The sequence below is a fragment of the Geodermatophilus sp. CPCC 205506 genome (assembly GCF_051383635.1).
Lineage (GTDB): Bacteria > Actinomycetota > Actinomycetes > Mycobacteriales > Geodermatophilaceae > Geodermatophilus.
The window spans coordinates 1-25,345 of the sequence record NZ_JALPKP010000069.1 but is presented as its reverse complement, the minus strand read 5'-3'; the positions used below and the strand labels follow the sequence as shown (position 1 = coordinate 25,345).

The window sequence follows — 25,345 nt, the reverse complement described above, 5'->3', positions numbered from 1 at the left end:
CGTCGCCGGACCCCGACAGCATTCTCATCAGCAAGGGCAGCGATCAAGATCGCAACCGTTACAGACCCGTGAATAGGTGAGGTGCAGGCGCGCGTCAGCGCGGGCGGGCGAAGCCCGTCCTCCAGTTCTTCTGCAGTTGGGTCAGGCGGCCGGATCGAGGACGACGGTGTGCCCGAGGCGTTCGAGTTGGGCGACCAGCCGGCGGGTGTGCGCCTCGTCGTTGCGCCGGCGGAGCCAGTCGGCACCGAGCTCGGAGTAGGGCTCGTCACGCTGCAGCATGAAGTAGGCCGAGACGAGGATGGAGTGGGCCACCGCCACCGCCGCCCGGCTCATGCCGCGGCGGGTGGTGAGCCGGGCGAACTGCGCGGCCAGGTAGTTCTTGCCCTTCATCCGGCCCACCGAGCCGGCTGCCTCGACCAGCATCGCGGTCAGCCACTTGTTGCCGTGTGGTGCGGCCGTCGGCAGCCGCTTGCCGGCCGACTCGTGCACTCCGGGGGCCAGCCCGGCCCAGGAGGCCAGGTGCTCGGCGGTCGGGAACCGGGTCATGTCCCCGCCGGTCTCGGCCAGGATCACCTGGGCGACCTTCTCCCCCACTCCGGGAATCGTCTGCAGCAGTTCCAGTTGGTGCGCCCACGGTGTGCAGGCGGTCGCGATGACCGTGTTCAGCTCGGCGAGGGCGTCCTCGATCAGCTGCAGCGGGTGCAGCATGGTGCGGGCCAGCTGAGCGTGGCCGGCGTCGAAGTGCCCGGTCAGGGCCTCGGTCAGGGCCGGGATCTTGCGGCGCATCCTGCCCTTGGCCAGGTCGGCGAGCACCTGCGGATCGCGTTCTCCCTCGATCAGCGCGGTCAGCATCGCCCGCGCGGAGACGCTGGTCAGGCTGGCCGCCACCGCCGACAGCTTGATCGAGGCGTCCTCGAGCATCAGCTCCAGCCGGGTCACCTCGCGGGTGCGGTCGGCCATCAGCTGCACCCGGTAGCGGGTCAGCATCCGCAACCGGCGGATGTCCGGCGGCGGCACCAGCGACGGGCGCAGCAGCCCGCACTCCAGCAGCTGGGCGATCCACTCCGCGTCGCGGGCGTCGGTCTTGGGGCGCCGCACCGCCTTGATGTGCGCGGCGTTGACCAGCCAGGTGTCCAGGACCTCTTCCAGGCAGTAGAACGGCGCCTTCCAGTACGTCGAGGTCGACTCCATCGCCGCGATCGTCACCCCCTCGGCGAGCAGCCAGTCCCGCATCACGCCCAGCGCGCGCGTGGTGGTCGGGAACGTCCGCGTCGCGCTCGTCCGCCCCCGCGGGCCGGGCGTGCGCACACAGACCACCAGCGTCGCCTTGCCGACATCGAGCCCGGCGACCCGCTCGTACAGGACTTCCATCTCCGATCCCTCCCCCTGGTCGACCCCGATGGGCGTCCGGAGGGCCCTCTGCCTGGAGACAGACCCACGCGCTCGCAGCCGCAATCAAGGGGGCACCCGAGGACCCCGCGTCATACACCTCTGCGGGCTCGCCCGCACCACTGTGTGTCGACGTCGCCGGACCCCATAAGCATTCTCATCGCCAAGGGCGGCGATCAAGATCGCGATGGATTACACCTCTTGCACCTGCGGTCCCGGAACTCGTGGTGACGGGTTACTAGAGCCTCGTCGGCACAGTAGTTGGCATGGGAACCAGTGGTAGTCCTGAGTACCGGGCTCGACGGCGGGAGCGCGAGAGACAACGGCGTCAGCGCGTCCAGCGTGTACGGACGAAGCGCGCGGACGCGGTCGAGGCCGAGGTTGACGGTCGCGAAAGAAGGGCCGCGGCGAGGGCCTGCGGGTGGTGCGATGGGCCGATCACGCCGCGAAGCCGCGGACCGATTCCCAAGTGGTGTTCGGCCACCTGCCGGCATCGGGCTTGGGAGCAGGCACGAGCGGCGGCCTCCGGGCGAGCGGCGGTTCAGGTCGTCGAAAGGCGGGTCGAGGTTCGGATCTCGGCGGCGCCTACTCGTCGAGATTGGCCCAGGCTGTTGAACGAGCTCGCGACCCAGCTGGACGACGGTCGCGTGTACGACCGGGATCTTCCTGCACTGGCGAGGTCGATGGAGCCGGTCCTGAGGACCTATCGGCGCCGCGCCCGCTTGAGCAGCGCCCCGCAGCTGTACTGACGAACGACCTCCGGCCGTCCTCCAGTAGAGACGACACCGGACGAACCGGAGCATCAGGCCCTTCTGCTCCCGGGTGGCCAAGGTGCGCGGGGACAAACTGCAGAAGTACTGGAGCCTTCCGCGCCCTCCCGTTGGCGCGGGTGGTCAGTGGGTGGATTGCTGGAGACATGGGCCTCCGGAACCTCGGCACTGCCGTCGGCTGCTGTCGCGTCGCCGGAGACGGACTCGAGAAGTCAATGCAGCCTCGTCTCCATGACGGCCGACCGCTCGCTGATCGCGCGGCTCGCCGCGCACGAGTCGTGGGCCAAGACCACCGATCCCAGCGCGCGGACGGAGCCGGCGCGTCGCGCGCTGCTGGACCGTTTCGAGCGCCAAGTCGACCCCGACGGCGTGCTGCCCCCGGAGGAGCGGGCACGCCGAGCGGGGCATGCCCGAAAGGCCTACTTCGCCCGCCTCGCCCTGCGGTCGGCACAGGCGCGACGCAAGAAGCCCGCCGTCGGGGACGGGAACGGGCCGCCGGACGAGGACCAGCCGCAGTAGTCGACGGGCTCGCCCCCAGAAGCGCCTGCGGGCAGTCAGGTCAGCATGCGCTGGCGGTCGTCGGATTCGACACGAAGGCCCTCCCCCTGCACCCGGGCACCCATCGCCCCTCCGCCCCGTGTGTGGATGGTGGCTCGGTCGAGCGTCGTGCCGGACCAAGCGGGGATACCGTGAGCGGTGGCGTGGTCGTAGGGCACGGGTAGTGGTTTCTGCGCGAATCTCCGGCGCGAGAACTCGCCCGATAACCCACCCGCTTACGCTCCTGCGCGACCTGCGGTTTTGCCGCTCTGAACAGCGCTTTCGGGTTTCGCTCCCCGAAGATGCCTGGCGAGCCGATGCGGGTCCAGCCCAGCCGCGCCAGGAGACTGACCAGCGAAGACGCCTGACCGCTTGATCAACGGCGGCGCTCGCAAGAGCTGGGGACGGGCGCACGACGCTTGTTCACCTGATGTCCCGACCACGACCGAGCAGCCGAGGCGACCGATCACGCCTTGCACCCCCTGGCCGTCGGCAGTCCGTACGGCGCCGCCACGCTGAGAGGTGCCCCTCAGAGCTGGCGGCAGAGTCAGGGAACTGTGCTGGTGCGCCAACGGGCGAGGACCAGCGCGACCGTCCTGGCCAACGGCGCCGGATCAACGGGCCGACGCAACTGGGTGACGCGCCTTGGTCCTTCCAGCGAAGCCCAAGGCCGCAGCCTCACAGGCAAGCAGTCACCCAAACCCTGGGCAGTCCCCGCTGCCCACCACCGCCCCACGCGGACCGGTCAGCTCGCCGAACCAGGGCTGCGGTGGGCGGTGATCGACCCCACCGACGACCAACTCCTGGGCCCTCACGACGGATCCTCCGCCTCCGTGGCCCCTAGGCTCCGGGCATGGCTTCCAAGCGCAAGCCACTCGACGACCTGCGTGAGACCGTCGGTCGCCTGGGCGATCAACTTCCGCGCCCCGGTCTGCGGGGTGTGGACGACCTGGTGAGCGACCTCTTCGGCGGCCGCCCCGGGCCGGCTCGGCCGCTCTCAGCGCTGCAGGCGGAACTCGATGCGCTCGTTGGACTGGAGACAGTGAAGGAGCAGGTGCGAGCGCTCGTCGCCTTCCTGCAAGTGCAGGCGCGCCGCAAGACGCACGGCCTGCCCGAGGTGGCGACATCCCAGCACCTGGTGTTCCTCGGAAACCCGGGCACGGGCAAGACCACGGTGGCGCGGCTCCTGGCCGAGATGTACCGGGCGGTCGGCTTGCTGCAGAAGGGCCACCTGGTGGAGGTCGATCGGGCCGCTCTGGTCGGACAGTACGTCGGTGCGACGGCGATCAAAACCGACCGCGTGATCCGCCGGGCACTCGACGGCGTCCTGTTCATCGACGAGGCCTACTCGCTGGCCCCCGAGGGCGACGGCCGGCTGGACTTCGGGCCCGAGGCGGTCGAGGTCCTGCTCAAGCGCATGGAGGATCACCGCCATCGCCTCGTGGTGATCGTGGCCGGCTATCCCCGGCTGATGGAGTCGTTCCTGCTCTCGAACCCCGGCCTCCGCTCCCGGTTCGCTCGCGAGGTCAGGTTCCCCGACTACTCGACGGACGAACTCGAAGCGATCTTCGCAATCATCCTGGCCCAGCACGAGTACGCGTTGGAGCCTGGCGCCGAAGTGACGCTCCGCCGCATCCTCGGTGGCCTCCGCCCCGGTGAGGAGTCCGGCAACGCGCGCTTCGCCCGCACGCTGTTCGAACAGGCTCTCAACCGCCAGGCTCTGCGGCTGACGCGCGACGAGGACCGGAGCGTAGATTCGCTCGACCGTGCCGACGTAACGACGCTCACCGCGGACGACATCGCCGAGGCTGCCCGCGCGCTGGGCGAGGAGCCAGCGCGTGAACCCGAGCCCTCTCGATGGCAACGCTGGCTCGGGTGACGTCCTGGACGGCGGGTGACGTCACGGCTGTGACTCGAGCTTTCGGTGAACCCCCGGCCTCGTGTTGCAACCGGCCCGACAAGGACCAAGCGCAGTAGACGTCTCCCCGCGGGCAAGCCGTTCCCGCTCCCCCGCGACTGCAGGACGCCTGCCCGTCGCGCGTTCGTGTCGCAGCGAACCTGGCTCCCGTGAACGTCGGTCGACGCGGCACGGCGTGTCTGTCCGCGCGAATCTTGGGCGCGAGAACTCGCCCGATAGCCCACCCACTGACGCTCACGCGCGACCTGCGGTTTCATCGCTTTCAACAGCGCTATCGGGTCCCGCTCACCGTAGATGCCGGGTGAGCCGATGCGGGTGCAGCCGAGCCCGCCAAGCGGCCTACCGGCGAGGACGAGTGAGTCTGCGGTCGCTGGGCAGCTAGCACACCCCTAACTCGCCCGGTCACCTGCCGCCGTGACCATCCGGCTCGAGGACCTGCTGGCGTCCTTCCGGCGACACCTACGGGCCGCCCCGAAGGCGCCGCGGACGATCGAGCTCTACAACCAGTCCGTCGTCTACTTCAGCGGCTGGCTCACCGACCGCGGCCGCCAGCCGCTGCTCGACGAACTGACCCTGCACGCGATCTCCGCCTGGCTCGCCGAGCTGGCCGAGACGAACGGGCCAACCCCTTCCGAGCAGCGATCAGGTCCTGGGCGGCGGCCCGAACCCGCGCCGGGTCCACCATGCCGTCCTCATCAAGGACGTCGGGCAACCCCCGAACAGGACGAGGCGAAGTGACCCCGCTGGCTGAACAGCGCGTTCAGCCGACGGGGTCACTTCACACCTACGGCCGCCCCTTGATGCTGGAGGAGGCGAGCCGAGACGTGACCGCGGTCCCGCCGTGCAGGTCGGCGCCTGCGCGCGACGCCGATCCGGACCCCCGTGCGCTGCAGCTCGGTGGCACGGGGGCGGCCGTTGACGCGCTCGTCACGGCACGGTGACGCCCGGAGGCCACGATGCCCGGCAGGCCGTCGAGGGGGGTGGAGAGCCGTGATGAACAGAACATCAAGCTCACCGCCCGACAGGCGGCAGGACGCCGGACCCCCGGAGGACTCCGGTCGTTCACCGCTGGGTCCGGCAGGTCGCACAGGCCCCGGACCGCTCGGGCCCGCGGGCTCACGCGGTCGGTCGGTCGCTGCGTCGCTGGCGGACTCGACGCTGGGCAGCGGGCTGCTCCCGTTCCTCGGCGCCACGCTGTTCGGGGTGGCCGCGGTCGCGCGGCGGCAACCTCTCGTCAGCCGGCGGCCCGCAGAGCTCGCCGCCCGGTTGATCCGGTCGGTCGTGCAGTTCCTCAAGAACGTGTCCCGCCAGAACCTGCACCTGGGGTCGGCCGAAGAGCGCATCCACCCGGATGAACCGGCCATGACGGCGCGGATCATCGAGGTGTTCCGCCAGAACCTGCTGCAGCGCTACTCGACTCGCAAGGTCGAACGGGGAGCGAACGCGAGGACCTACGGCGTGGTACGAGCCGAGTTCCGCGTCCTCTCCGGACTACCGGACGACCTCGCCCAGGACATCCTCCGGGAGCAGGAGTTCGCGTCTCTGGCGCAACTCGACTTCGCCGACGTCCTGAGCGTCAACCCGTGGCACTCGCTGCCGGACCACCGCCCGCTCGGAGGGATCAACCGCAGCCGGAAGGCCCTGTACCGGGAGCAGAGCCGTCTGCGCCAGCAGCTCAACGGCGTCGAGCACCACGAACCCACGGGCGCCGAAGTCTTCGCCTGAATCCTGTGACCTTCCCCCTGGAGGCTGTCGTGAGAACGAGGAGCGCCCGGACGGCTGTTGCCGACGCCCTGGACGAGCGGGCTCTCAGACAGATGGACAACCGTGAGCTGGATCTCCTCTTCCGGTCCAGCCCCGCGGGCGCGATCCCCCGTGGCCGGCTGCCCGGCACGGCACTGCCGTTCCCGGGGAGCCGAATCTGCGGTCTCCTGGCAACGGTGGTCCGCCTCGTCTTCTGGCAGGGAAAGGTCACCGACGACTCCGCCCGATCCCTGGAGAACCTCATCGGGCCGTTCGGGATCCGGACGATCAAGGCGCGACTCTCGCACGACGGCAGCTGGGTGGACGGGGAGGACTGCGTCCTCATCGACTACTCGAAGACGTCCCTGGTCGCCCGGATGGTGCGCGACGAGATCCGCCTGGTGGCCCCCGACCTCTACCTCGGGCTCGCCTGGTTGTGGCGGAGGCGGGCCGGGTGGTTCACCCTCCGGCAGCAGTGAGGCGCTAGATGCCGTACCAGTCCGCGGTCACCCTCCTGGCGCCGGTGCCGCCCGCGCAGACGGAACGGGTGAGGGCTGCCCTGGCCGACCTGGCGGGACCTGGGCGTGCGGCCCTGGCCTTCGAGCAGCACGCCGGCCTGCACTTCGCGCGACTCCTGTTTCTTGACGGGACCGACGACCCGAACGGAGGACAGGTCGCCCCCTGCCTGCTCTACACCGCCGACGTCGACGGTTCCGCGGACGCGCACCTGCGCGCCCTGGCGGACGTGTCGAGCGAGGGCATCGACCGGGCCTTCTCCTGCTGCTCCGACTACCCCGCATGGCCTGATCCGGCGAGCAGGACGGCCTGGCTACAGGCGCACCGCGTCCCCGAAGCGGCCTTCTACGTCAACACGGTCGGCCGGGGCGCCCCCCAGGTGCTCGCCGAGGCGCGCCTGCGACAAGGCCTCGAGGCGTACCTGGACGAGCACCGCGCCGAGGTCGCCGGCCTGGCGCCCGCTGGGGTCCACGCAGTTCTGCGCCGCCACGCCCTCACCGACCCGCAGCTGCGATTCGGCGCCGTCCCCGCGCCACGGCCTCCGCTGTGGTGGCGCGGCAGGGAGCTGGTCCACCGGGTGGCGGTGCTCCTGGTTCTCGTGCTGTTGTCCCCGCTGCTCCTGATGTCCCTGCCCCTCGTGGCCGTCGCCCTGCGACTGCACGAGATGCGGGACGTCCCGGATCGGCGGCGCCCCGACCCCGCTGCCGTCGAGCGGCTGCGGGCCAGCGAGGACCGCGTCGCCCACAACGCATTCACCGCCGTCGGGTTCCTCAAGCCCGGCCGGTTCCGCGCCGGGCTGGCCCGCGCGGTCCTGTTCGCGATCAGCTACGCCGTCCGGCACGTCCTCAACCGCGGCAGCCTCGCGGGCGTGAAGACCATCCACTTCGCCCGATGGGTCTACCTGTCCCCGGGGCGTGTGGCATTCGTGAGCACCTACGACGGCAGCCTCGAGAGCTACATGGACGACTTCATCGACAAGGTCGCCTGGGGGCTCAACGCGATCTTCAGCAACGGGACCGGCTACCCACCGACCGTCCTGCTCCTCTGGCGGGGTGCCCGTGAGGAGGAGCTCTTCAAGAACTACCTGCGCAACCGCCAGGCGCTCAACCACGTCTGGTACTCCGCCTACGAGGGGCTCACCGCGCTGAACGTCGGCATCGACTCCGCCATCCGCCGGGGCCTCGCCCAGCGCTCCCTGTCCGACGAGCAGGCCCGCGAGTGGCTGGCCCTGCTCTGAGCAGCCTCCGTACCGCGTCCCGTCCTCGAGGAGGACCGCAGATGGGCTCGCCCAGCAGCACCACCTCCACCCCGGCCGTCGCGGGAGGCCCCGTCGTGGCCCGGGCCACCCGCGACCGCGGGGAGCTCGACCGCGCAGATGTACAGGGCCTCGTGGGCAGCGGCTACGGCCGCCTCCCCGAGGCGCGGTTCGTGGGCGTCCGGATCGACGACGAGGCCGCCGGACGAGCGCTGCTGTCCCGGCTGCTGCCGCAGGTGACCAGCACGTCCGGCACCCATGCGGCTCGGGCACTCAACCTGGCCATCACGCACACGGGTCTGGCGCACCTGGGCCTCCCCCGTCCGGCTCTGGAGCTGTTCTCGCTGGAGTTCACCGGGGGGATGGCCACCCCCAGCCGGAGCGCGTTCCTCGGCGACGTGGGCGAGCACGATTCTGCGGGCTGGGCGTGGGGCGGACCGCGCAACCCGCGCGTGGACATCCTGCTGCTCCTCTACGCCGCCACGACCGTGGAGCTGGACTCCCTGCACGAGGACGTGCGATCGGCGGCCGGCACCGACGGGGTCGCCGAGGTCGCCGTCCTCGCCACTTCGACGCTGACCCCCCACGACCACCACGGGTTCGCCGACGGGATCTCGCAGCCCGCGGTCGCCGGACTGCACGGCAACGCCCAGGACGGCGATGTCGCCCTCGGCGAGTTCCTGCTCGGCCACCCGAACGCCTACGGGCGCTACACCAGCCGACCCCTCCTGCCCGCCACAGCTGACCCCGAGGGGCTGCTGCCGTCGGCCCCGGACGCCCGGGACAAGGTGGACCTCGGCCGCAACGGCACCTACCTGGTGGTCCGCACCCTGGCGCAGGACGTCGCCGCCTTCTGGGAGCACGTGGACCGGTGGGCGGCCCGGACCGGGCTGCCGCGCGACCTGGTGGCGGCGAAGATCGTCGGACGCTGGCGCAGTGGCACGTCCCTGACGGTCAGCCCCGAGGTCGACGTCCCCGCCGGACCGGTGGACAACAGCTTCCGGTACCACCGCGACGGTGACGCCCTCGGCCTGGGCTGCCCGGTCGCCGCCCACGTGCGCCGCGCGAACCCCCGTGACTCGCTCGACCCCTGCCCGGGCAGCGACGCCTCGCTGAAGGTCAACAACCGGCACCGGCTGATCCGCCGCGGTCGGCGGTACGGCCCGGCAGCGCAGGACGGCGGGGACGCCGAGCGTGGCCTGCACTTCCTCTGCCTCAACGCCAACATCAGCCGGCAGTTCGAGTTCGTCCAGCACACCTGGCTGAACAACCCGGCCTTTGCGGGCCTCCAGGACAGCCCCGACCCCCTCGTGGGAGCCCACGCCCCGGGCACGGGCCTGTTCCCGGTCCCGGCCGTCCCCGTCCGCCACCGCCTGCTCGGCCTCCCCACCTTCACGCGCGTTCGCGGCGGCACGTACGCGTTCATGCCCGGGCTGCGCGCCCTGGCGTACCTGGCCGCCGGACCGTGGGCACAGGAGGCGGTGCCCAGGCCCCGGGACGGCTGATCCCCGCTGCAACGCCGAGAGGCTCTCGCCCCCGTCCGCTCCCCCGCCCACTGACAGGAAGGCCCGCTCATGACACGAGTGGCCGACGTCGCCCGGGTCCTGCTCGCGTGCGTGCGTCTGACGATGGGGACGGCCGGGCTCCTCGCCCCCGGCACGGTCATCCGCCGTCTCGACATCGACCCGTCCGTGCAACCGGGGATGCGCTATCCGCTGCGCATGTTCGGGATCCGCACCGTGCTGATCGCCGCCGACCTGCTGCGCCCGGACGGCCCCGACCGGCGGCACGCCGTGCTGCTGGCGCCCGTCGTCCACGGCACCGACACCGTCTCGGCCTACCTGGCGTGGCGCAGGGGCGACCTGCCGCCCCGCGCGGGAACCATGACCACCGCGATCTCTGCGGTGAACCTGGTCCTGGCGCTGGTCGGCCTGCGCAAGCCACCACGGCCGCCGGCCCGGCGCCGAGCGGCCGGCGGCCTGACTCGCCCGTGCCGGTCCCGGGCGCGTCGCTGAGCCGATGGTGATCCCACGAAGAGGCCGGAGCCGTCGCGAACCCGCTGGTCGGCCACCGGACCAGGACCTCGCCGGAACGACGCAGGAGGACCCAGGAATGGCCGGAAGAGGAAAGAGCAGCTCCACGAGTGCCTCGGGCGGCTACCACGCTTCGCTGCCGTGGACGGTCATCCGTGCGGCGGCCACCGCCCTGGACCGACGTCGGGGCTGGGACCGCCTCCCCCTGCCGCTGGCACTCGCCGTCCTCACCGGGCTGCGCGACGCCCTCCGGCGGCACAACCTGATCGACACCGGTGTTCTGCCGACCGCGGACGCCCCGGTCGTGCCGCCGTTCTCCCCCGGGGTCCTGACCGCGCGGACCCTCGACGGCACGTACAACGACCTGGCGGTGCCGTCCGCCGGCATGGCCGGTTCGCGGTTCGGCAGGAACGTCCCGCTGGACGCGGCGCGTCGGCCGGAGCCGGCAGAGGTGGTCGAGCCCAGTCCGCGGGAGGTCAGCCGGCAGTTGATGACGCGGCAGGACCTCGTCCCCGCGACTTCGGTCAACGCCCTCGTCGCCCCGTGGCTGCAGTGGATGATCCGCGACTGGTTCAGCCACGGGAAGAGCCCCACGGACGACCCCTGGCGGGTGGAGCTCGCGGCCGACGACCCGTGGCCGGTGAACCCCATGCTGGTCATGCGCACCCCCGAGGACCCGACCCGGCCGGACGGCGCCTCGTCACCGCGGACGTCGATCAACACCAGCACGCACTGGTGGGACGCCTCACAGATCTACGGCATGACGCGGGAGTACCAGCGGGACATCCGCACCTTCGAGGGCGGCAAGCTCCGCGTCGAGGCCGACGGCACGTTGCCCGCGCCCAAGAGCGATCACCCGATCATGCACGAACCGGGGTTCTGGCTCGGGCTGGTCCCGCTGCAGACGTTGTTCGCCCGGGAGCACAACGCCGTCTGCGACATGCTCGTGGAGCAGTTCCCGCACTGGCCGGACGAGGAGATCTTCCAGCGCGCCCGCCTCATCGTCGCCGCGCTGATCGCCAAGATCCACACCGTGGAGTGGACGCCGGCCGTCATCAGCCATCCCGTCACGGTCATCGCCCTGCGGGCGAACTGGTGGGGTCTGGCCGGCGAGCGTCTCAGCACGGTGCTCGGCCGGCTCAGCGACAGCGAGCTGATCAGCGGTATCCCCGGGTCGCCGACGCAGGACTACGGGGTCCCGTTCTCCTTGACGGAGGAGTTCGGCGCCGTCTACCGGATGCACCCCCTCGTCCCGGACTGGTTCGACCTGCGATCGCACGAAGACGACCGGCGCCTCCGTGCGGAGCCGTACAGCCTTCGAGAGCTGTCCGGGCCGGCATCCCTGCCGTTGCTGAAGACCGTGCCGATGGCCGATTTCCTCTACTCCCTGGGGACGGAGCACCCCGGCCTGGTGACCCTGCACAACTTCCCCAAGTTCCTGCAGGAGTTCCAGCGGCCGGACGGCACCCTGATGGACCTCGCCGCCGTGGACGTCCTCCGTCACCGGGAGTTGGGGGTCCCCCGCTACTGCGAGTTCCGGCGGCTGCTGCGGCTCAGGCCACCGGCGGACTTCGACGAGCTGACGGAGGACCCGGGGATGGCGCAGCAGATGTCCAAGCTCTACGGAGGGGACATCGAGAAGGTCGACCTCATGGTGGGCCTCTACGCCGAGCGTCTGCCGACCGGCTTCGCGTTCAGCGACACGGCCTTCCGCATCTTCATCGTCATGGCCTCGCGCCGGCTGAACAGCGACCGGTTCCTGACCCAGGACTTCACCCCGGCCGTGTACACCGCGGCGGGGATGGAGTGGCTGGCCGAGAACACCATGGCCTCGGTGATCCTGCGGCACCACCCGGAGCTGCGGGCGGCGATGAGGTCGGCGCCGAACGCCTTCACACCCTGGCAGCGCCCGTCGCCGGGCACCGGGCGGTGAAGGGATGACGACCATGGTGATCCAGGACGACGAGCGGCTCCGGGCGATCGGGAAGCGGTGGACTGGCAGTTCGGCCCATCGGGCTGCCGCTCGTACCGCGGTCGGCCGGCGGGAGCTGAGCCTGGCGAACGGGCCCAGGAGATGCAGCAGCGCAGCGCGCGGCTGAAGCGACGCGGGCTCAAGCTCGAAGGGATCGCCGAGGCCCACGACTCGGTGTGGGTGAACTTCTTCGACTGCGGGCTGAAGCGGCGCGCTCGGTCGGCCGGGTCGTCGAGGCCCCCGTCCGGCAGCCGGTCCGGCCGATCCGTACCGGCTCGCTCGTCACCGACCGGCTCCTCGTGACCAACAACCACGTGTGCGAGACGCGCGAGGACGCCGAGCAGATGGCCGTGCAGTTCGGCTACGAGTACGCCGAGGACGGTTCCGAACGCCCCCACGACCAGTGGCGGTTCGCGCCCGGGGACTTCTCGTCACCGATTCCGACCTCGACTACACGCTGGTCGCCCTGGCCGAGCGCGAGGGCACCACGCCGGGATCGCGGTACGGACACACCCGCTGTTCGCGAAGACCGGCGAGGCGGATCGGCGAGGTGCTCAACGTCATCCGCCACCCGGCGGGTGACGCAACGGGTGAGCATCCGCTCCCACCGCATGGTCACCGAGGACGACCTCTGGGTGCGCTACGAGAGCGACACCCGAGAGGGCTCGTCGGGGCACCTGTCTTCAACGACCAGTAGGAGCTGGGCGCGCTGAACCACGGCGAGGTGACCGCGACCGACGCCGAGGGCTTCGAGCTGGCCCGCAACGGGCAGCGCTGGACCGAGGCATGGGCGAGGAGGCCCTGGCCTACGCCGGCAACGAGGGTGCGCGCGTCAGCAGGATCGTCCGCAGCCCCCGGGCTGCCGAACTCCCGCAGCGGTACCGGGAACTCGCGGCCGGGATGGCCGCCCTCACGTCCAGCCTCGAGAGGATGACCGTGGCTAGCGGAACGGAACCGGGCGACGTCGTCGCCGTCGAGCGCGCGGAGATCGGCGCCCTCTGCATGGCGGCCCTCGCCGACCTCGCCTGGCCGACCTCGCTGGCACGGGCGGACTCGTGGAGCCGGGCACAAGGGCCCGCGAGCGTTCGCGGCTGGCTTCCGAACGTCTCCAGTCCTTCCCCGGTGACGCTGCTGGGTGCTGCGGTCCTGCGCTGGTCCCTGCCCGACTTGGCAGCGAAGGCGAGAGCTCGAAGAGCGGCTGCACGCTGCCGGGCCATCGAACCTGGGACCGCCCTACCCCAGTCCTTCCCCAGTTGCCTCATCGGGAGGTCCGACGCATCTGGAAGACCATGCAGGTCCGAGGTAACGATGACGGGACATACCAGGCCGGGAGGGTTCACGTCGCCGGCCGGAAGTCGCAGCCGTCGGCGTGCCCCGCCGGGGAGTGGCAGATCCGGCCCTTGGCCAGGTCGGTGGTGCCGCAGTTGCCGGCAGCCGCGGTCGGCTGGTCGATGCAGGCGTTGTGCAGGTCCAGCCGGTCGCGGTCGGCGTTCGGCAGTCGCGGGTCTCGGGTCACGGCGTGCTCCTTGAGTCAGGCGGATCGGGGGGCGTGCGGGGCCGGCGCGGCCGGAGAGGGGGCACATGCGGGGCGCCCAGGGGCGTAGACGGGCTGCGGATCGGACGGCTGGCGAGCATCGCTGCCCTCGTCCCCGGGGGTCGCGGTGCTGTCTGTGCGCCATGTGCCCTCGGGGGCCGCGTCGGCGCGCCGCCGGCTGTAGTGGGCGGAAGGGGATGTCGAGTGGGAGACGTCTCGGCCCACCGGGTGCGACGGACAGGTGCGATCCACCCGGTCGCCGTCCACCCGGGGGTGCCGGGTGGACGCGGACCGGGGGCGGGACGCGCCCGGGTCACCGCGGCTGGAAGCCGCCCTCGGAGTCCCACGCCGCGATGGCGAGCGTCCCCCGTCGATCAGGAGCAGTCCGCCCGCGTGCCGGAGCGGTCCGCCGGCGGCGGTCGGGCGGCACGGCCGGCGGCGCCTCGGGGTGCGGCCGGCGGATGGTGCGGATCGTGGTCACGGCCGGCGTCCCCGGGCGCGGGCGAGCCTGCGCAGCTGGACGATCCGCACGGAACCGAAGCCGAACACGATCAACCCGCCCAGGAGGGCAGCGACCACCAGGGCGAGCCCCAGCGGCGCGCCGCCGGAGAAGCCGAGGAAGCTGACCGTGGTCTCCCGGAGATTCTGGAAGACGAACACGAGCATGATCACCAGCGCGATCATCGCCGGGATCAGGCCGAGCCACCGGTGTCGCGGCCGGCGCCCGGGCTCGGTTGCGCGAGCAGGAACCGCAGGAGCAGAGGGCGTCCTCGGCGGGACGAAGACCTGAGGAGCGCCATTGCGCGTAGGTGCCTGGGTTGGTCCCATCAGGGACCGCCGATCTCCCTCCGCCAGCGGAGGGGCTGGACGCCGAACTGGCGTCGAACACAAAGCTACGCGCATCCCAGGGGCACCAAGACATTTCCCGGCGGGCGATCCGAATCGGTTTCACACCAGTCGTCCGGCGGAAGATCCCGGACACCCGGCCGAACTGCGCTCACCGAAGTCAGCCGTGCGGCTTCCGTTCCGGGTGTCCCGGATTCTCTCGCCCCTGGAAGAGGCCGAGCAGCGCCGCATCACGCGTAGCATGGTGCTCCGGTCCTCTTCGCGCACCGGCCCCCGCCGCCGATGCCGGACCGGAAGTCTTCCGACCGCCGCCGGCCAGCCGGTGGAGTCAGGCCCGTGAGTCATGGCCGCTTCGGCGCCGCCGACGGCATCGATCACCCGCGCCGAGCCGAGCATCCCCACAGCCCCGGCCCCGCCCGGCGGGTCGGCACAGTCACTCCCGTCCGGTCCGCCGTCGTGGCGGAGCCGGCTCCGCCGGCGGTCAGTGCTGGGGCCGCTCTGGCGGGGGGCTGTCTTCCTGGCCGGACTCCTCTGCATCCTCGCCGGAGTCGTCCTGACCGTGCTCCCCGGTCCGCTCACCATCCCCCCGATCCTGCTGGGGCTGTACGTGTGGTCCACCGAGTTCACCTGGGCCCATCGACTCTTCGGCGTCTTCCGGACCAAGGCCCGGCAGGCGTGGAAACACGCTCGTCGGCACCCGGTCCGTGCCGGTGCCCTCACCCTCGGCGGTCTGCTCCTGGCGGCCGTGGCGATGTGGTCAGTGGGGCACTTCCACCTGGTGGCCCGGATGGGCGATGTGTTCACCTCCTGACACGGCTCGAGGCGGCCGCTTGACGCTCAGGTGGCGGCTCGAAAGCCGTACGCGCGCGTCAGGCGCGCATGGCGTCCGAAGACGTCGAGACCACGGAGGAACCGCCGCCAGACGCCGGCCGGGTGGGCCCAGGTGCTCTTTGCTTCAGGTCAGCGGGCGGCTGTGTCCGTCGGCATACGGCTGACTACGCCGTTGTCCGAACCACGTCGCTGTGAAGTTGCGAGAGGTCCCGACGCGATCCTCCACACCGGTGAGAACCCGACCGCGGCGGACGCCTGAGTAAGGCGGCCCGGCCGAGCCGGCTGCTTGGCTGGCTGAGCCTGACCCCCGGGCCAATTCAGCAAGACCGCGGTGGCTGAGCCCGGCTTCATCCCTTGAGCGTGTCGGCGGCGCCTGAAAACTGACCCCCTGGCGGCAGGCGGGTTCCAGGGGGTCAGACTTCGGCCGCCGTTGACAGAGCGCGCCGATGGCTACCTGGCGAACAATGAATTGGCGGTCCGGTGAGGCCCCTTTCTGAATTGGCGGCACCAGCCGCTGCGGACGCCGGTACCGACCCCGGAGCCATCACCGCAGGAAGAGAGGAACGATCGGGGCAGCAGCGGCGTACAGTCGGTACCAGCGCGTTGCACAGTCGGCGCGTGTTCGCGGGGCCTCCGCCGAGGTCGCCACCCCGGTGCCCAGCATCGGAGTCGACCCATGCCCAATCCTGACGCGCCCCGTAACGAGCCCGCCCGCGGCTCGAACAGCTGGTCAGCATGTCACTGCAGCAGCACTCGATGGAGTCCGTGCTGCAGGCGGTCGCAGACCTGAGCAAGAAGGTCATACCCGGGAACCCCGAGACGTCGGTGTTCATGAAGGAGAGCCACCGGAGGGTGTCCACCGTGGCCTCCACCGGTCAGCTCGCCCGCGACCTCGACGAGGCGCAGATCTCCGAGGACCAGGGACCTGCCTGCACGCGGCCGCCACCGGCGAACTCACCGAGGTCCCCGACACCCGCACCGAGACCCGCTGGGCGGACTAGCACAGCGCTCACTCGCCCGATGACCTGCCGCCGTGGGTCCGGCTCGAGGACCTGCTGGCGTCCTCCCGGCGACACCTGCGGGCCGCCGCCAAGGCGCCGCGCACCATGGAGCTCTACAGCCAATCCGTCCGGTACTTCGGCCGCTGGCTGACCGACCGCGGCCGGGAGCCGGTGCTCGACGAGCTGACCCGGCACGCCATCTCCGCCTGGCTCGCCGAGCATGCCGAGACCGCCGAGCCCTCCACGGTCGGCACCCGACTGCTGCTCGACACCGGCGTGCGGGTGTCGGAGCTGTGCGGGATCGCAGTGACCGACATCGACCTGGACCGGGGAGCTGGCCTACGTCACCGGCAAGGGCTCACGTCCCCGGGTGGTGCCGTTCGGCGCGAAGACCGCCCGGGCCGTCGACCGCTACCTCCGCGAGCACGCGCTGCGTCCCTACGCCCGCTCGACGCGGCTGCTGCTCCGCCAGCGCGGCCCGGATGACCCCCGACGGCGCCTGCGACGTTTCCCACACGCGCGCCCGCAGGCCGGCATCGCCGACGTCCACCCGAATTGGTTCGGCACACCTTCGCCCACCGCTGGCTGGCCGGCGGCGGTCAGGAACGAAACCTGATCATGCTGGCCGGCTGGCGGTCGGACGACATGCTGTCCCGGTACGCCCCATCCCACGGCCATGGCAGCGAACACGAGAGATCGAACAGCGACTGCACGCTGCGGGGCCATCGACCCTGGGACCGCACCTACCCGCAGCGAACCTCTCATGGTCCGCACCGGCGCGTTCGCTGCGCATCGACCACAGGGATCGCCGCCGATGCCAGGCCGGACGGAAGACGACTGCCTTTGGGGTCACGACGCCGCGTGGAGCACCCCGACCAACTCCTCCGGGGTGAGCCGCACAGGATTGCCCTGCATGCTGCTGGAGCGCGCAGCCTTCTCGGCGACTTCGGCGTGCTGCGCCGGCCGCAGGCCCACGGCCGCCAGGGGCGGCACGTCCAGCGCGGAGACGGTTTCGTGCAGCCAGGTCACGGCGTCCTCGACGGTGGCGTCGTCTCGTCCGGTCAGCAGTCGGGCGACCTCCGCGTAGCGGCGCAGCCCGGCCGAACCCGGCTCACGCGCGCGCAGCGCTCGCAGGTTCGCCTCGACCACCGGTGCCAGGAGGGCGGCGCAGACCGCGCCGTGGGGTGCGTCCACCATGCCGCCGACGACGCCCGCGACGCCGTGCACCGCCCCCAGCTTGGCGTTGGCCAGCGCGATGCCGCCGAAGAGGCTGCACAGCGCCATCTCCACCCGGGCCTCGCGGTCCTCACCGTGGTCGTAGGCGGGTCGCAGTGCCCGGGCACCGCGCCGCAGCCCCTCGGCCGCGATGGCGTCGGTCGCCGGGCTGCCCCGCGGTGAGACGTAGGGTTCCAGGCACTGGGTCAGCGCATCGAGCCCGCTGCTGGCCGTCACCGGCGGCGAGCAGGTGAGCGTGAGCAGCGGGTCCACCAGGGCGACCGCAGCCAGCAGATGTGGGCTGCGGATGCTCGCCTTGAGGCCGTGTTCCGGCGAGCTGAGCACGGCGTTGGCGGTCGCCTCGGCACCGGTGCCCGCCGTGGTGGGCACCGCGACGTACGGCACGCCGGGGCGCTCGACGGGCATCCCGCGGCCGACGACCTCCAGATGGTCGACCGGATCGGTGCCGTTGCCGAGCAGCACCGCGACCGCCTTGCCCAGATCCAGCACGCTGCCCCCACCGATCGCGACGACCACGTCGGCGTCGGCGCTGCGCGCCTCGCCGGTCGCGACACGGACGTCGCCGACCGTAGGCTCGTGCGGGACGGTGACCACGGCGACCGGGTCGACATCGCCCAGCAGGTGGCGGTGACGTGCCGGGTTCGCCCCCGTGCACAGCAGCACTCTCTGCCCCAGGCCGAGAAGCAGCCCGGGGAGCTCGTCGGCGCGGCCCGAGCCGAACAGCACCCGCCGCGGTACGGCCAGGTCGAAGGTGCTCACCAGCCGTCGTCTCCAGGAAAGACAGCGGTGAAGCGCGTCGAGGTGCGTGGCTCGGCCATCATCCCGGCGACCGCGTCGCGCCAGCGGGCGTAGTGCGCCGTCTGCTTGTGCGCGTCGGCCGCGGACTGGCCTACGTACACTTCGTTGAGGACCACGTGCGCGGCGTCGGCCTCGTCGTGCAACACGTCGAAGCGGCGGACGCCGGACTCCTGCAGGGAGGCCGACGCGTTGTGCCGGGTCTCCTCCAGGAACGCCTCGAGGTCCTCCGGCCTGACCCGCACGTGTACATGAACGACGAGCATGAGGCCCCCCTGGCGCCGTCGCATCGGTGACGCCCCAGGCTCCGGGACGTGCAGCCGGTCATCCTCCACCCACCGACGCGATCCGGAGGACCAGCCCCGAGCCTCCGGTGCACGTGCCAGCGCGCTCGTAGGCGGTCTGCCACGGCCCGAACTGCTCGGGCTCTTCCTGCCCCCGTGAGCCGGTGCGGTACTTCCAGGCGATCGCCTCGTTCACCTGCCGGTGACCGCGCCACCGCCCGCCACGCCGACCGGACGATACCGGCAGCAACGGCTCAATCCAGGCCCACGCCTCATCGGAGACCACCATTCGATGCTGTCGCATTGCCCGACGCGTGCCGCTCCTGACCGCCACGATCCGTCAGACACGCCTCAGTCGTACTCGGCGACGAACTCGACGTCCGCTCGCCGGGGGCGGACGTCGTTGCACCCGCAGGCCCCGCGGGCTCCCCCCACTCATGTCCGTTGTGCTCGACGAGCACCGTCGTGGAGCGTCGTGGAGCGGTTCTCGAGCAGTCGTTCGGTTCCCCTTCCCGGCGGCGTCCACTGGTGAGAGCGTGCGTCCACCGACTGCGCGAGTGGGCGGAGGCTCGATGACGGCGGCCGGAGCTCGATCCTCCGAGGAACTCGATCGCTGGCCGATGCTGGACGTGGCGCGGGCCGCCGTCGTGGCTGGCCTCATCTTCTTTCACGCGGCACTGGTCTTCGACACGGCCGACGACTTCTACGTCAAGAACGACCGCACTGCTGACCTCACCCCGTTCGCCGCGCCGGTCGTGCTGTGGGCCATGCCGCTCCTCTTCCTGGCCGCGGGCGTGGGCGCGTGGCACTCGTGGACCCGCTGGGGAACGCGCGGCTACCTGCACCGGCGCCTGCGCCGGCTCCTGCTCCCCCTCGTGGCCGGGACCGTGCTGCTCGTTCCGCTCCCCGTCTGGCTCCGGTTGCGCGCCGACCCGTCCTACGCCGAGTCCTACGCGGTCTTCTACCCCGGCTTCTTCCGGGTGCGGTGGGACTGGTCGGAGTTTCCCTTCGCCCTTCAACCCGCCCCCGACGGCCGGTACTTCGAGACCGGCCACCTGTGGTTCCTGGTCCTCCTGCTGGTCTACTCGGGGCTGATCCTGCCGCTGCTGTGGTGGCTCGGCGCCGACCGCGGCCGGAGAGCGGCTCAGTGGCTGGCGACCGCGGCCGGAACGCCGGCAACGACGCTGATCCCTGCGGTGATCATGGCAGCGGTGACGGCGGTGCTGGGCCTCGACGAGGGGATCGCAGCCTGGAACCCCCTCGCCTACCTGATGTTCTTCGTCGCCGGCGTGCTGGTGGCGGCCGATGGCCGCCTCCGAGACGCCATCCGCCGGGATGCCCGCCTGGCCGGGCTGGTCGCCTGCGCCGCCTTCCTCCTCAGTGCCGCGATTCTGGTGCTCGTCACCGCGCCGGGCGCCGATCCCTTGCTCGACCGGAACTGGACCAGCCTCGCCGGACGAGCCGCGTTCGGGGTCGCCGGATGGTGCGCCACACTGGCGATCGCCGGTGCACTCGCCCAGCGCCCTCGCGACATCGGCGTCGGCGGGCCGGCAACCTCCAGCTCGAAGCGGCTGAAGGCGACCGGGTACGTCGGAAAGGCCGTACTCCCGTGGTATGTGCTCCACCAGCCGGTCGTCGTGGTGGTGGCCTTCTTCGTCGTCTCCTGGGACCTCGGGCCGGTGGCCAAGTACGTGATCATCTGCGCCGCCTCCGTGGTGGTCACGCTTGCCTGTTACGACCTGCTGGTCCGCCGGACGGCCGTGACCCGGGCCTTGTTCGCGGGAGAAACTCCCCGAGGTTGAGATCAACCCGGCCTCGGGTGGGTCGCGAGGGGCGGCGACGTCCACCGAGCGGGAGGGGAACCCCGCCTGCTGGTTCCGGTGCTGCCGGACCGTCGGCATGTGCGCTCTTGTCTGTGAGCGGGAGCCGCTGACCGGGCCGGCTCGTCCGCAGCGCCCCCCGCCGTCGGCGGCATCGGCGGCCCGGCTTGCCAGAGCGGCCGGCGAGGAAGCGCAGTCAGCTACCGGCCCATCCCCCGCGTCTCGGTCACCACGCCACCGGCAGCCTGGTCACGCCGTGGATGATGCCGGGGGCCCGTAGCTGCACCTCGGCGGGTGGGTGGGCCAACCGCAGCCCGGGGAATCGGCGCAGCAGGGCCGGGAAGGCGATCCGCATCTCCGCTCTGGCCAGCGGCGCACCGAGACAGTGGTGGACCCCGTGACCGAAGGCGACGTGCCCGACGGCGCCGCGGGTCAGGTCGAGGACGTCGGGATCGGGCACCAGCCTCGGATCACGATTGGCGGCGGGTGGGCACGGCAGCACCATCTCCCCCGCGTCGATCCACTGGCCGGCGATCTCCACGGGCTCGGTGGTGATGCGCACTGTGGTGTTGTTGACGATGCTGAGCCAGCGCAGGAGTTCCTCGACGCCGGCGTCGACGTGTTCGGGCCGATCCCGCATGACCCGCAGCTGGTCGGGATGGCGGAGCAGGGCCAGCGTGCCCAGGGCGAGCATGCTGGTGGTGGTCTCGAAGCCGGCGAGGAGCATCAGGTGACTGATGGCGGCCAGTTCATCGGTGGTGAGCTCGTCCCCGTGCTCGCGGGCCAGCGCGGCCAGCATCCGCCCGCCCGGGTCAGTGCGGGCGCGGGTCGCCAGGCCGGCCATGTAATCGCGGACCTGACGGAAGGACGCCGTCCGCTCCTTCGGAGACAGCGTCAGGTCGAGCGGACGCCTCGTGAGCCGCTGGAAGTGGGCCCGGTCCTGGTCGGGCACTCCGAGGAGTTCGCAGATCACCAGTGACGGGATCGGCAGGGCGAAGGCCTGCACCAGGTCCGTGGGAGGCCCGGCGCGATCCATCGCGTCCAGGTGGTTCTCGACGATGTGCGCGATCCACGGCTGCAGCCGGCGCACCTGGTGCACCGTGAACGCAGGACTGAGCATCTTGCGCAGCCGGGTGTGCTCGGGCGGGTCGTGGGAGAGCAGGTCGCCGGCGCGCTCCCGGTAGACGTCCTCGTCGCTGATGTCCTCGTCGGCGAGGCGGCGGGAGAAGTCCGGCGGGAGCCCCATGCTGAACCGCTGAGCATCGGACAGCACCCGCCGGACGTCCGCGTGCCGCATCACCAACCAGGCGTCACAGCCGAACGGCGTGCTCACGCGCGCGATCCCCGCCTGCTCCCGCAGGCGGGCGAGACCTGGATCCGGGTCGAACTCGCCGCACCGACGCTGGAACGCCGCCGCGATGGTCGCCTCGGTCATGACCGCCTCCTCTTCGCCGAGGTCAGGACCTCGTCGCCAGGGTCAGGGAAGAGACCGTGCGCGATCGACGGCGCCGGTCAGTGCGGAGAACGGGATGCCCGAGCGGATCGCGGCCCGGGTGCGGGAGTCGCCGGGGGCTGTGTAGGCGGGGGCGCCGAGAAGCGGGCGGCGAGGGCGGCGGCGCCGGGACCGCTCAGCTGGGGCAGGGCGGCGATGCGACCGGTGCACACCAGGAGAAGCGCGGCCATGGGGCCGAGGACCTGCGGGCCCTCACCCGCGGACCAGGACGTGTCGGTGGCGGTCAGCCGGAACCCGGCCACCCTGCGGGTGACGGGAGGCGGCGGCGGCCAGCGCATGGACAGCACCCGGTTCGCGGCGACCGCCGCGGCCTGCGGAGGCATGTCGTGGCGGCGGCCGAGGGGGATGGCGATGTCCTGAGCGTGGACGAGGATGTCGATGAGCGTCTCCAGGTGGGTGACGCCCAGGGTGTGGCGCCGCGAGCCGACCATGCCGCGGATCTCGGCGACGATCTGCTCGGTCGGCACGGCGGCAGCGCGCCGGCAGGCGATGTGCTGGATGGTGCGGTCCATGCTGCCGCGCCACTGGGCCATCGTCGCCAGCAGGTCGCGGAACCCGAGCTGTTGCAGGGTCAGGTGCGCGGCGACGTCCCGCACCGTCCAGCCCGTGCACAGCGACGGTCGCCGCCACTGCTCGCCGGACAGGTCGTCGAGCAGGTCGGCCAGACTGCGGCGCTGCGCGTCGATGACCTGCCAGACCTGGTCGGAGTCCGTGACGGCTGAGCGGGATGGCTGACCGTGGGTCATGACTGGATCTCCGCAGAACGTGGGCGGACGACGGCATTGACCAGCGCTGCGATCTGCGGGTACGGGTCGAACGCCGGGTCGGGGATGGCCAGTTCGTGAAGGACGATCCCGGTCCAGTGATTCATGATCATCGGCGCGTCGCGCTCGGGATCGGTGGAGCCGGCGATGCGCAGCCAGTTCATGAACCACGCGTTGACCCGGGCACCGGTCGCCAACAACTGTGCGCGCAGTGACGGGTGGATGCCGGCCTCCACCAGGATGGCGTACCGGGCCAGGGTCAGTGTCCGGTGCGGCCCGGTCGCCGCCTGCGCGAACACCGCCATCGCTCGGGCGAACTCCTCCGGCGTGACGGGGTACATCGTCGTCGCGAGAGTCTCCCAGTTGGCCCGCTCCCGGGCGGCGAACCGCTCCACCACCGCGTAGAGCAGGGCATCGCGGGTGCGGAAGTGGTTGGAAGTGGACCCGGGCGGCCGGCCCGCGGCGGCGTCCACCGCGCGGTGGGTCAGGCCGTGCATCCCGGACCGGCCGAGCACGGAGATCGCGGCGTCGAGGAGTTCCTCGCGGCGACTACCCACGGCGGCAACACTACGCTCGTTGTGACGGGCGCCACAAGAGTAGTTCCGAACACTACGATGGCGGCGTCTCGAGTTGACGCCAGACGACATCGGTGCGGTGCGGCGTCCGCAGCACGCCGAGCGGTCGGTGCGGCGTCGGCGCCCACACGTTCGCTCCGAGGTCTCCGTACTTGATCATCGCGCTACACGCTGGGCCCATCGGCACGACGGCGGCCCCAGCGGAGCCGCCCGGCCGGGAGGCCCTGGCGCCGGCTCCCTCACGCGAGGCGGGCGTGGCGTGGATGCCTTCCCGGCCTCCCCCTCGTTGCCGCCCATTCGTGCGGAACTCGGCGGCGATGCCGGCGCGGGACCGCAGACCCGCTTCGCGCAGCACGCAGCCGACGTGGCGGCCATGGTTCACGACCGTCCAGCGCGTCTGCGTCCGAGCCGTCGCCAGGAGAGGAGGATCGATGACCACCGCTCGCCGCACCGTCACCGTGCTGTTCCTCGCCTGAGTCATCGTGCTCGGCAGCTCGGTAGCGGCGTCGGCGGCATTCATGGACAGCGCGCCGACCGGGAGCGTCTTGATCACCACCGACACGATCGCGACGCCGACCGGTGTCACGGCGACGAGGGCCGGCTGCTCCAACTCCCGTTGGATGGACGTGACCGTGGCCTGGCAGCCCAGCACCTCGGTCCGGATCAGCGGTTACCAGATCAAGGACTACCGGGACGACGGGCGCGTCTACACCTTCGCCAGTAGCGCCGCCGGCTCCACGTCCTCGACGGTGACCACAGACAAGCGAGAGGGCGCCCCGACCACGTACACGTTCACGGTCACCACGTCCACCAGCTACGGCTGGACCAGCACCGAGTCCCAGCGGTCAGGCTCGATCACCTGCTGAGCCGCCGTCCCGGTCAGGTCTCAGAGATGCCAGACAAGCGGACCAGTCGCCGCAGCACGCGCGCCACCATCGTGACCGGCGCTAGCTAGGCCGTGTAGATCGAGTTTGATTTGATCCAGATCAGGGTGGCGGCAAGGCTGACGGCGGCGCGGTAGCTGCGGAGGAGCTTGTCGGAGCGCATCGCGATTCCGCGCCACTGCTTGAGCCGGTTGAAGCAGCGCTCGACGACATTGCGGCCCTTGTAGCGTTCCTGCTGCTGGTCGCCGAAGTCGATCGGCCTGCCCGGCTTTTTTCGGCGGTGCGCGATCTGGTCGTTCCGCTCAGGGATCGTCGCCGCGATGCCTCGTTCGCGAAGCCAGGCTCGGTTCGCTCTGGACGGGTACCCCTTGTCGGCCAGGACTCGGTCGGGGCGGGTGCGCGGCCGACCCTTCCCGGCGCGGGGCACGCGGATGTCCTCGAGCACGGCGGTCATCATCGTGGTGTCGTCGATGTTCCCGCCGGTGATCATCATCCCCAACGGTCTGCCGCGCCCGTCGCAGACCAGGTGCAGCTTGGTCGTCAGCCCGCCGCGGGAGCGGCCGATCCCATGATCAGGCGGCTCGAGCCATGGATTCTCGTGATTCGGCAGAGCCCCCTGTGTCCCGCGAGAGGGTCGCGCCGTGCTGATGCACACGCGCGATCGTGGAGTCGATGGACACGACTCAGTCGATCTTCCCGGCGGCGTCTGCCTGCGTCTGCACCTCGGCCAACAGCTTCCCCCAGGTGCCGTCCTCGGCCCAACGGTTGAACCGCTTGTGGATCGAGTTCCACTTCCCGAACCGGTCCGGCACGTCCCGCCACGGCGCCCCAGTGCGGAACCTCCACGCCATGCCTTCGACAGCGAGCCGGTGATCCGTCCACGGCCGCGAACGCCCGGTCACCGTTGGCATCAGCGGTTCCATCACGGACCACACATCGTCAGAGATCTCCTGCCGCGTCACCGTTCAAGACTCACCTGGCCGGAAACGAAAGCTCTCGATGAACACGGTCCAACTTTGAGTGCGCGGCCGGGACTTGACGTCACACTTGCATTTTGCAAGTGTGGACCGCATGAGCCTCTTCATCACCTGCCCGGTCGAGAGCGTCGAGCGCGCGACCGCCTTCTACA

Annotated in this window: 25 protein-coding genes and 1 pseudogene; 14 read left to right on the top strand and 12 right to left on the bottom strand. The window is 71.2% G+C overall.

The window, feature by feature from the left end:
* Nucleotides 1-141: 141 nt before the first annotated feature.
* On the bottom strand, nt 142-1,371 hold the full coding sequence (locus MY520_RS25530) for an IS110 family transposase (RefSeq protein WP_436695503.1): 1,230 nt from the start codon (nt 1,369-1,371) through the stop codon (nt 142-144).
* 1,019 nt (nt 1,372-2,390) lie between these two features.
* On the opposite strand from MY520_RS25530, the gene MY520_RS25525 reads away from it, so the two are divergent.
* From MY520_RS25525 to MY520_RS25480, 10 genes are all read left to right on the top strand, one after another.
* A complete protein-coding gene (locus MY520_RS25525; protein ID WP_436695502.1) occupies nt 2,391-2,678 on the top strand; it encodes a hypothetical protein in 288 nt (95 codons plus the stop codon).
* A gap of 871 nt (nt 2,679-3,549) precedes the next feature.
* Nucleotides 3,550-4,575, top strand: coding sequence for an AAA family ATPase (locus tag MY520_RS25520; RefSeq protein WP_436695501.1), 1,026 nt, complete (start codon nt 3,550-3,552; stop codon nt 4,573-4,575).
* Between the two features lie 453 nt (nt 4,576-5,028).
* Nucleotides 5,029-5,352 (top strand): hypothetical protein, encoded by a 324-nt coding sequence (locus MY520_RS25515; protein ID WP_436695500.1) that lies wholly within the window; start codon nt 5,029-5,031, stop codon nt 5,350-5,352.
* 465 nt (nt 5,353-5,817) lie between these two features.
* The gene (locus MY520_RS25510) at nt 5,818-6,339 is read left to right on the top strand and encodes a hypothetical protein (RefSeq protein ID WP_436695499.1); all 522 of its coding nucleotides are present in this window, start codon (nt 5,818-5,820) and stop codon (nt 6,337-6,339) included.
* Between the two features lie 215 nt (nt 6,340-6,554).
* A complete protein-coding gene (locus tag MY520_RS25505; RefSeq protein ID WP_436695498.1) occupies nt 6,555-6,836 on the top strand; it encodes a hypothetical protein in 282 nt (93 codons plus the stop codon).
* 8 nt (nt 6,837-6,844) lie between these two features.
* Entirely contained in the window at nt 6,845-8,110 is a 1,266-nt protein-coding gene (locus MY520_RS25500; protein ID WP_436695497.1) for a hypothetical protein, read from the top strand.
* A gap of 41 nt (nt 8,111-8,151) precedes the next feature.
* On the top strand, nt 8,152-9,633 hold the full coding sequence (locus tag MY520_RS25495; protein WP_436695496.1) for a Dyp-type peroxidase: 1,482 nt from the start codon (nt 8,152-8,154) through the stop codon (nt 9,631-9,633).
* A 69-nt stretch (nt 9,634-9,702) separates the two neighbouring features.
* Complete coding sequence (locus MY520_RS25490) at nt 9,703-10,143, top strand: hypothetical protein (RefSeq protein ID WP_436695495.1); 441 nt, start codon at nt 9,703-9,705, stop codon at nt 10,141-10,143.
* 97 nt (nt 10,144-10,240) lie between these two features.
* The gene (locus MY520_RS25485; RefSeq protein ID WP_436695494.1) at nt 10,241-12,094 is read left to right on the top strand and encodes a peroxidase family protein; all 1,854 of its coding nucleotides are present in this window, start codon (nt 10,241-10,243) and stop codon (nt 12,092-12,094) included.
* A gap of 215 nt (nt 12,095-12,309) precedes the next feature.
* The gene (locus MY520_RS25480) at nt 12,310-12,846 is read left to right on the top strand and encodes a hypothetical protein (protein ID WP_436695493.1); all 537 of its coding nucleotides are present in this window, start codon (nt 12,310-12,312) and stop codon (nt 12,844-12,846) included.
* A gap of 623 nt (nt 12,847-13,469) precedes the next feature.
* Here the strand turns inward: MY520_RS25480 and MY520_RS25475 are convergent.
* The 3 genes from MY520_RS25475 to MY520_RS25465 form a co-directional block, all read right to left on the bottom strand.
* Nucleotides 13,470-13,649, bottom strand: a complete 180-nt coding sequence (locus MY520_RS25475; RefSeq protein ID WP_436695492.1) for a hypothetical protein — start codon at nt 13,647-13,649, stop codon at nt 13,470-13,472.
* A 331-nt stretch (nt 13,650-13,980) separates the two neighbouring features.
* On the bottom strand, nt 13,981-14,148 hold the full coding sequence (locus MY520_RS25470; RefSeq protein ID WP_436695491.1) for a hypothetical protein: 168 nt from the start codon (nt 14,146-14,148) through the stop codon (nt 13,981-13,983).
* Nucleotides 14,145-14,351: a hypothetical protein gene (locus tag MY520_RS25465; RefSeq protein ID WP_436695490.1), complete on the bottom strand. Its 207-nt coding sequence runs from the start codon at nt 14,349-14,351 to the stop codon at nt 14,145-14,147. Before MY520_RS25465 ends, MY520_RS25470 begins: the two co-directional genes overlap by 4 nt.
* A 646-nt stretch (nt 14,352-14,997) precedes the next feature.
* Here MY520_RS25465 and MY520_RS25460 point away from each other — a divergent pair.
* Both MY520_RS25460 and MY520_RS25455 read left to right on the top strand, forming a co-directional pair.
* Nucleotides 14,998-15,324 carry a PGPGW domain-containing protein gene (locus MY520_RS25460; protein WP_436695489.1) on the top strand — a complete coding sequence of 109 codons (327 nt, stop codon included), beginning with the start codon at nt 14,998-15,000 and terminating at the stop codon, nt 15,322-15,324.
* Between the two features lie 1,391 nt (nt 15,325-16,715).
* A complete protein-coding gene (locus MY520_RS25455) occupies nt 16,716-16,961 on the top strand; it encodes a hypothetical protein (protein ID WP_436695488.1) in 246 nt (81 codons plus the stop codon).
* A gap of 233 nt (nt 16,962-17,194) precedes the next feature.
* Here MY520_RS25455 and MY520_RS25450 read toward each other — a convergent pair whose 3' ends face one another.
* The 3 genes from MY520_RS25450 to MY520_RS25440 are packed head-to-tail and all read right to left on the bottom strand — an operon-like array spanning nt 17,195 to nt 18,949.
* Nucleotides 17,195-18,340 (bottom strand): iron-containing alcohol dehydrogenase, encoded by a 1,146-nt coding sequence (locus MY520_RS25450; RefSeq protein WP_436695487.1) that lies wholly within the window; start codon nt 18,338-18,340, stop codon nt 17,195-17,197.
* On the bottom strand, nt 18,337-18,642 hold the full coding sequence (locus tag MY520_RS25445) for an antibiotic biosynthesis monooxygenase (RefSeq protein WP_436695486.1): 306 nt from the start codon (nt 18,640-18,642) through the stop codon (nt 18,337-18,339). Before MY520_RS25445 ends, MY520_RS25450 begins: the two co-directional genes overlap by 4 nt.
* Nucleotides 18,643-18,700: 58 nt before the next feature.
* Nucleotides 18,701-18,949: a transposase gene (locus MY520_RS25440; RefSeq protein WP_436695485.1), complete on the bottom strand. Its 249-nt coding sequence runs from the start codon at nt 18,947-18,949 to the stop codon at nt 18,701-18,703.
* Nucleotides 18,950-19,232: 283 nt separating this feature from the next.
* On the opposite strand from MY520_RS25440, the gene MY520_RS25435 reads away from it, so the two are divergent.
* On the top strand, nt 19,233-20,462 hold the full coding sequence (locus MY520_RS25435; RefSeq protein WP_436695484.1) for an acyltransferase family protein: 1,230 nt from the start codon (nt 19,233-19,235) through the stop codon (nt 20,460-20,462).
* Nucleotides 20,463-20,706: 244 nt separating this feature from the next.
* On the opposite strand, the gene MY520_RS25430 is transcribed toward MY520_RS25435, so the two are convergent.
* The 4 genes from MY520_RS25430 to MY520_RS25415 all read right to left on the bottom strand — a co-directional run bounded on the left by MY520_RS25430 (nt 20,707) and on the right by MY520_RS25415 (nt 23,942).
* Entirely contained in the window at nt 20,707-21,915 is a 1,209-nt protein-coding gene (locus MY520_RS25430; RefSeq protein WP_436695483.1) for a cytochrome P450, read from the bottom strand.
* Nucleotides 21,916-21,992: 77 nt separating this feature from the next.
* Nucleotides 21,993-22,739, bottom strand: a complete 747-nt coding sequence (locus MY520_RS25425) for a maleylpyruvate isomerase family mycothiol-dependent enzyme (protein ID WP_436695482.1) — start codon at nt 22,737-22,739, stop codon at nt 21,993-21,995.
* A complete protein-coding gene (locus tag MY520_RS25420) occupies nt 22,736-23,314 on the bottom strand; it encodes a TetR/AcrR family transcriptional regulator (protein WP_436695481.1) in 579 nt (192 codons plus the stop codon). The genes MY520_RS25425 and MY520_RS25420 overlap by 4 nt, the downstream gene beginning before the upstream one ends.
* Before the next feature lie 52 nt (nt 23,315-23,366).
* The gene (locus tag MY520_RS25415; RefSeq protein ID WP_436695480.1) at nt 23,367-23,942 is read right to left on the bottom strand and encodes a hypothetical protein; all 576 of its coding nucleotides are present in this window, start codon (nt 23,940-23,942) and stop codon (nt 23,367-23,369) included.
* Nucleotides 23,943-23,952: 10 nt separating this feature from the next.
* On the opposite strand from MY520_RS25415, the gene MY520_RS25410 reads away from it, so the two are divergent.
* Nucleotides 23,953-24,198, top strand: coding sequence for a hypothetical protein (locus tag MY520_RS25410; RefSeq protein WP_436695479.1), 246 nt, complete (start codon nt 23,953-23,955; stop codon nt 24,196-24,198).
* Nucleotides 24,199-24,283: 85 nt separating this feature from the next.
* On the opposite strand, the pseudogene MY520_RS25405 reads toward MY520_RS25410, so the two are convergent.
* Nucleotides 24,284-25,139: pseudogene (locus MY520_RS25405) on the bottom strand (IS5 family transposase).
* Between the last annotated feature and the right edge of the window lie 206 nt (nt 25,140-25,345).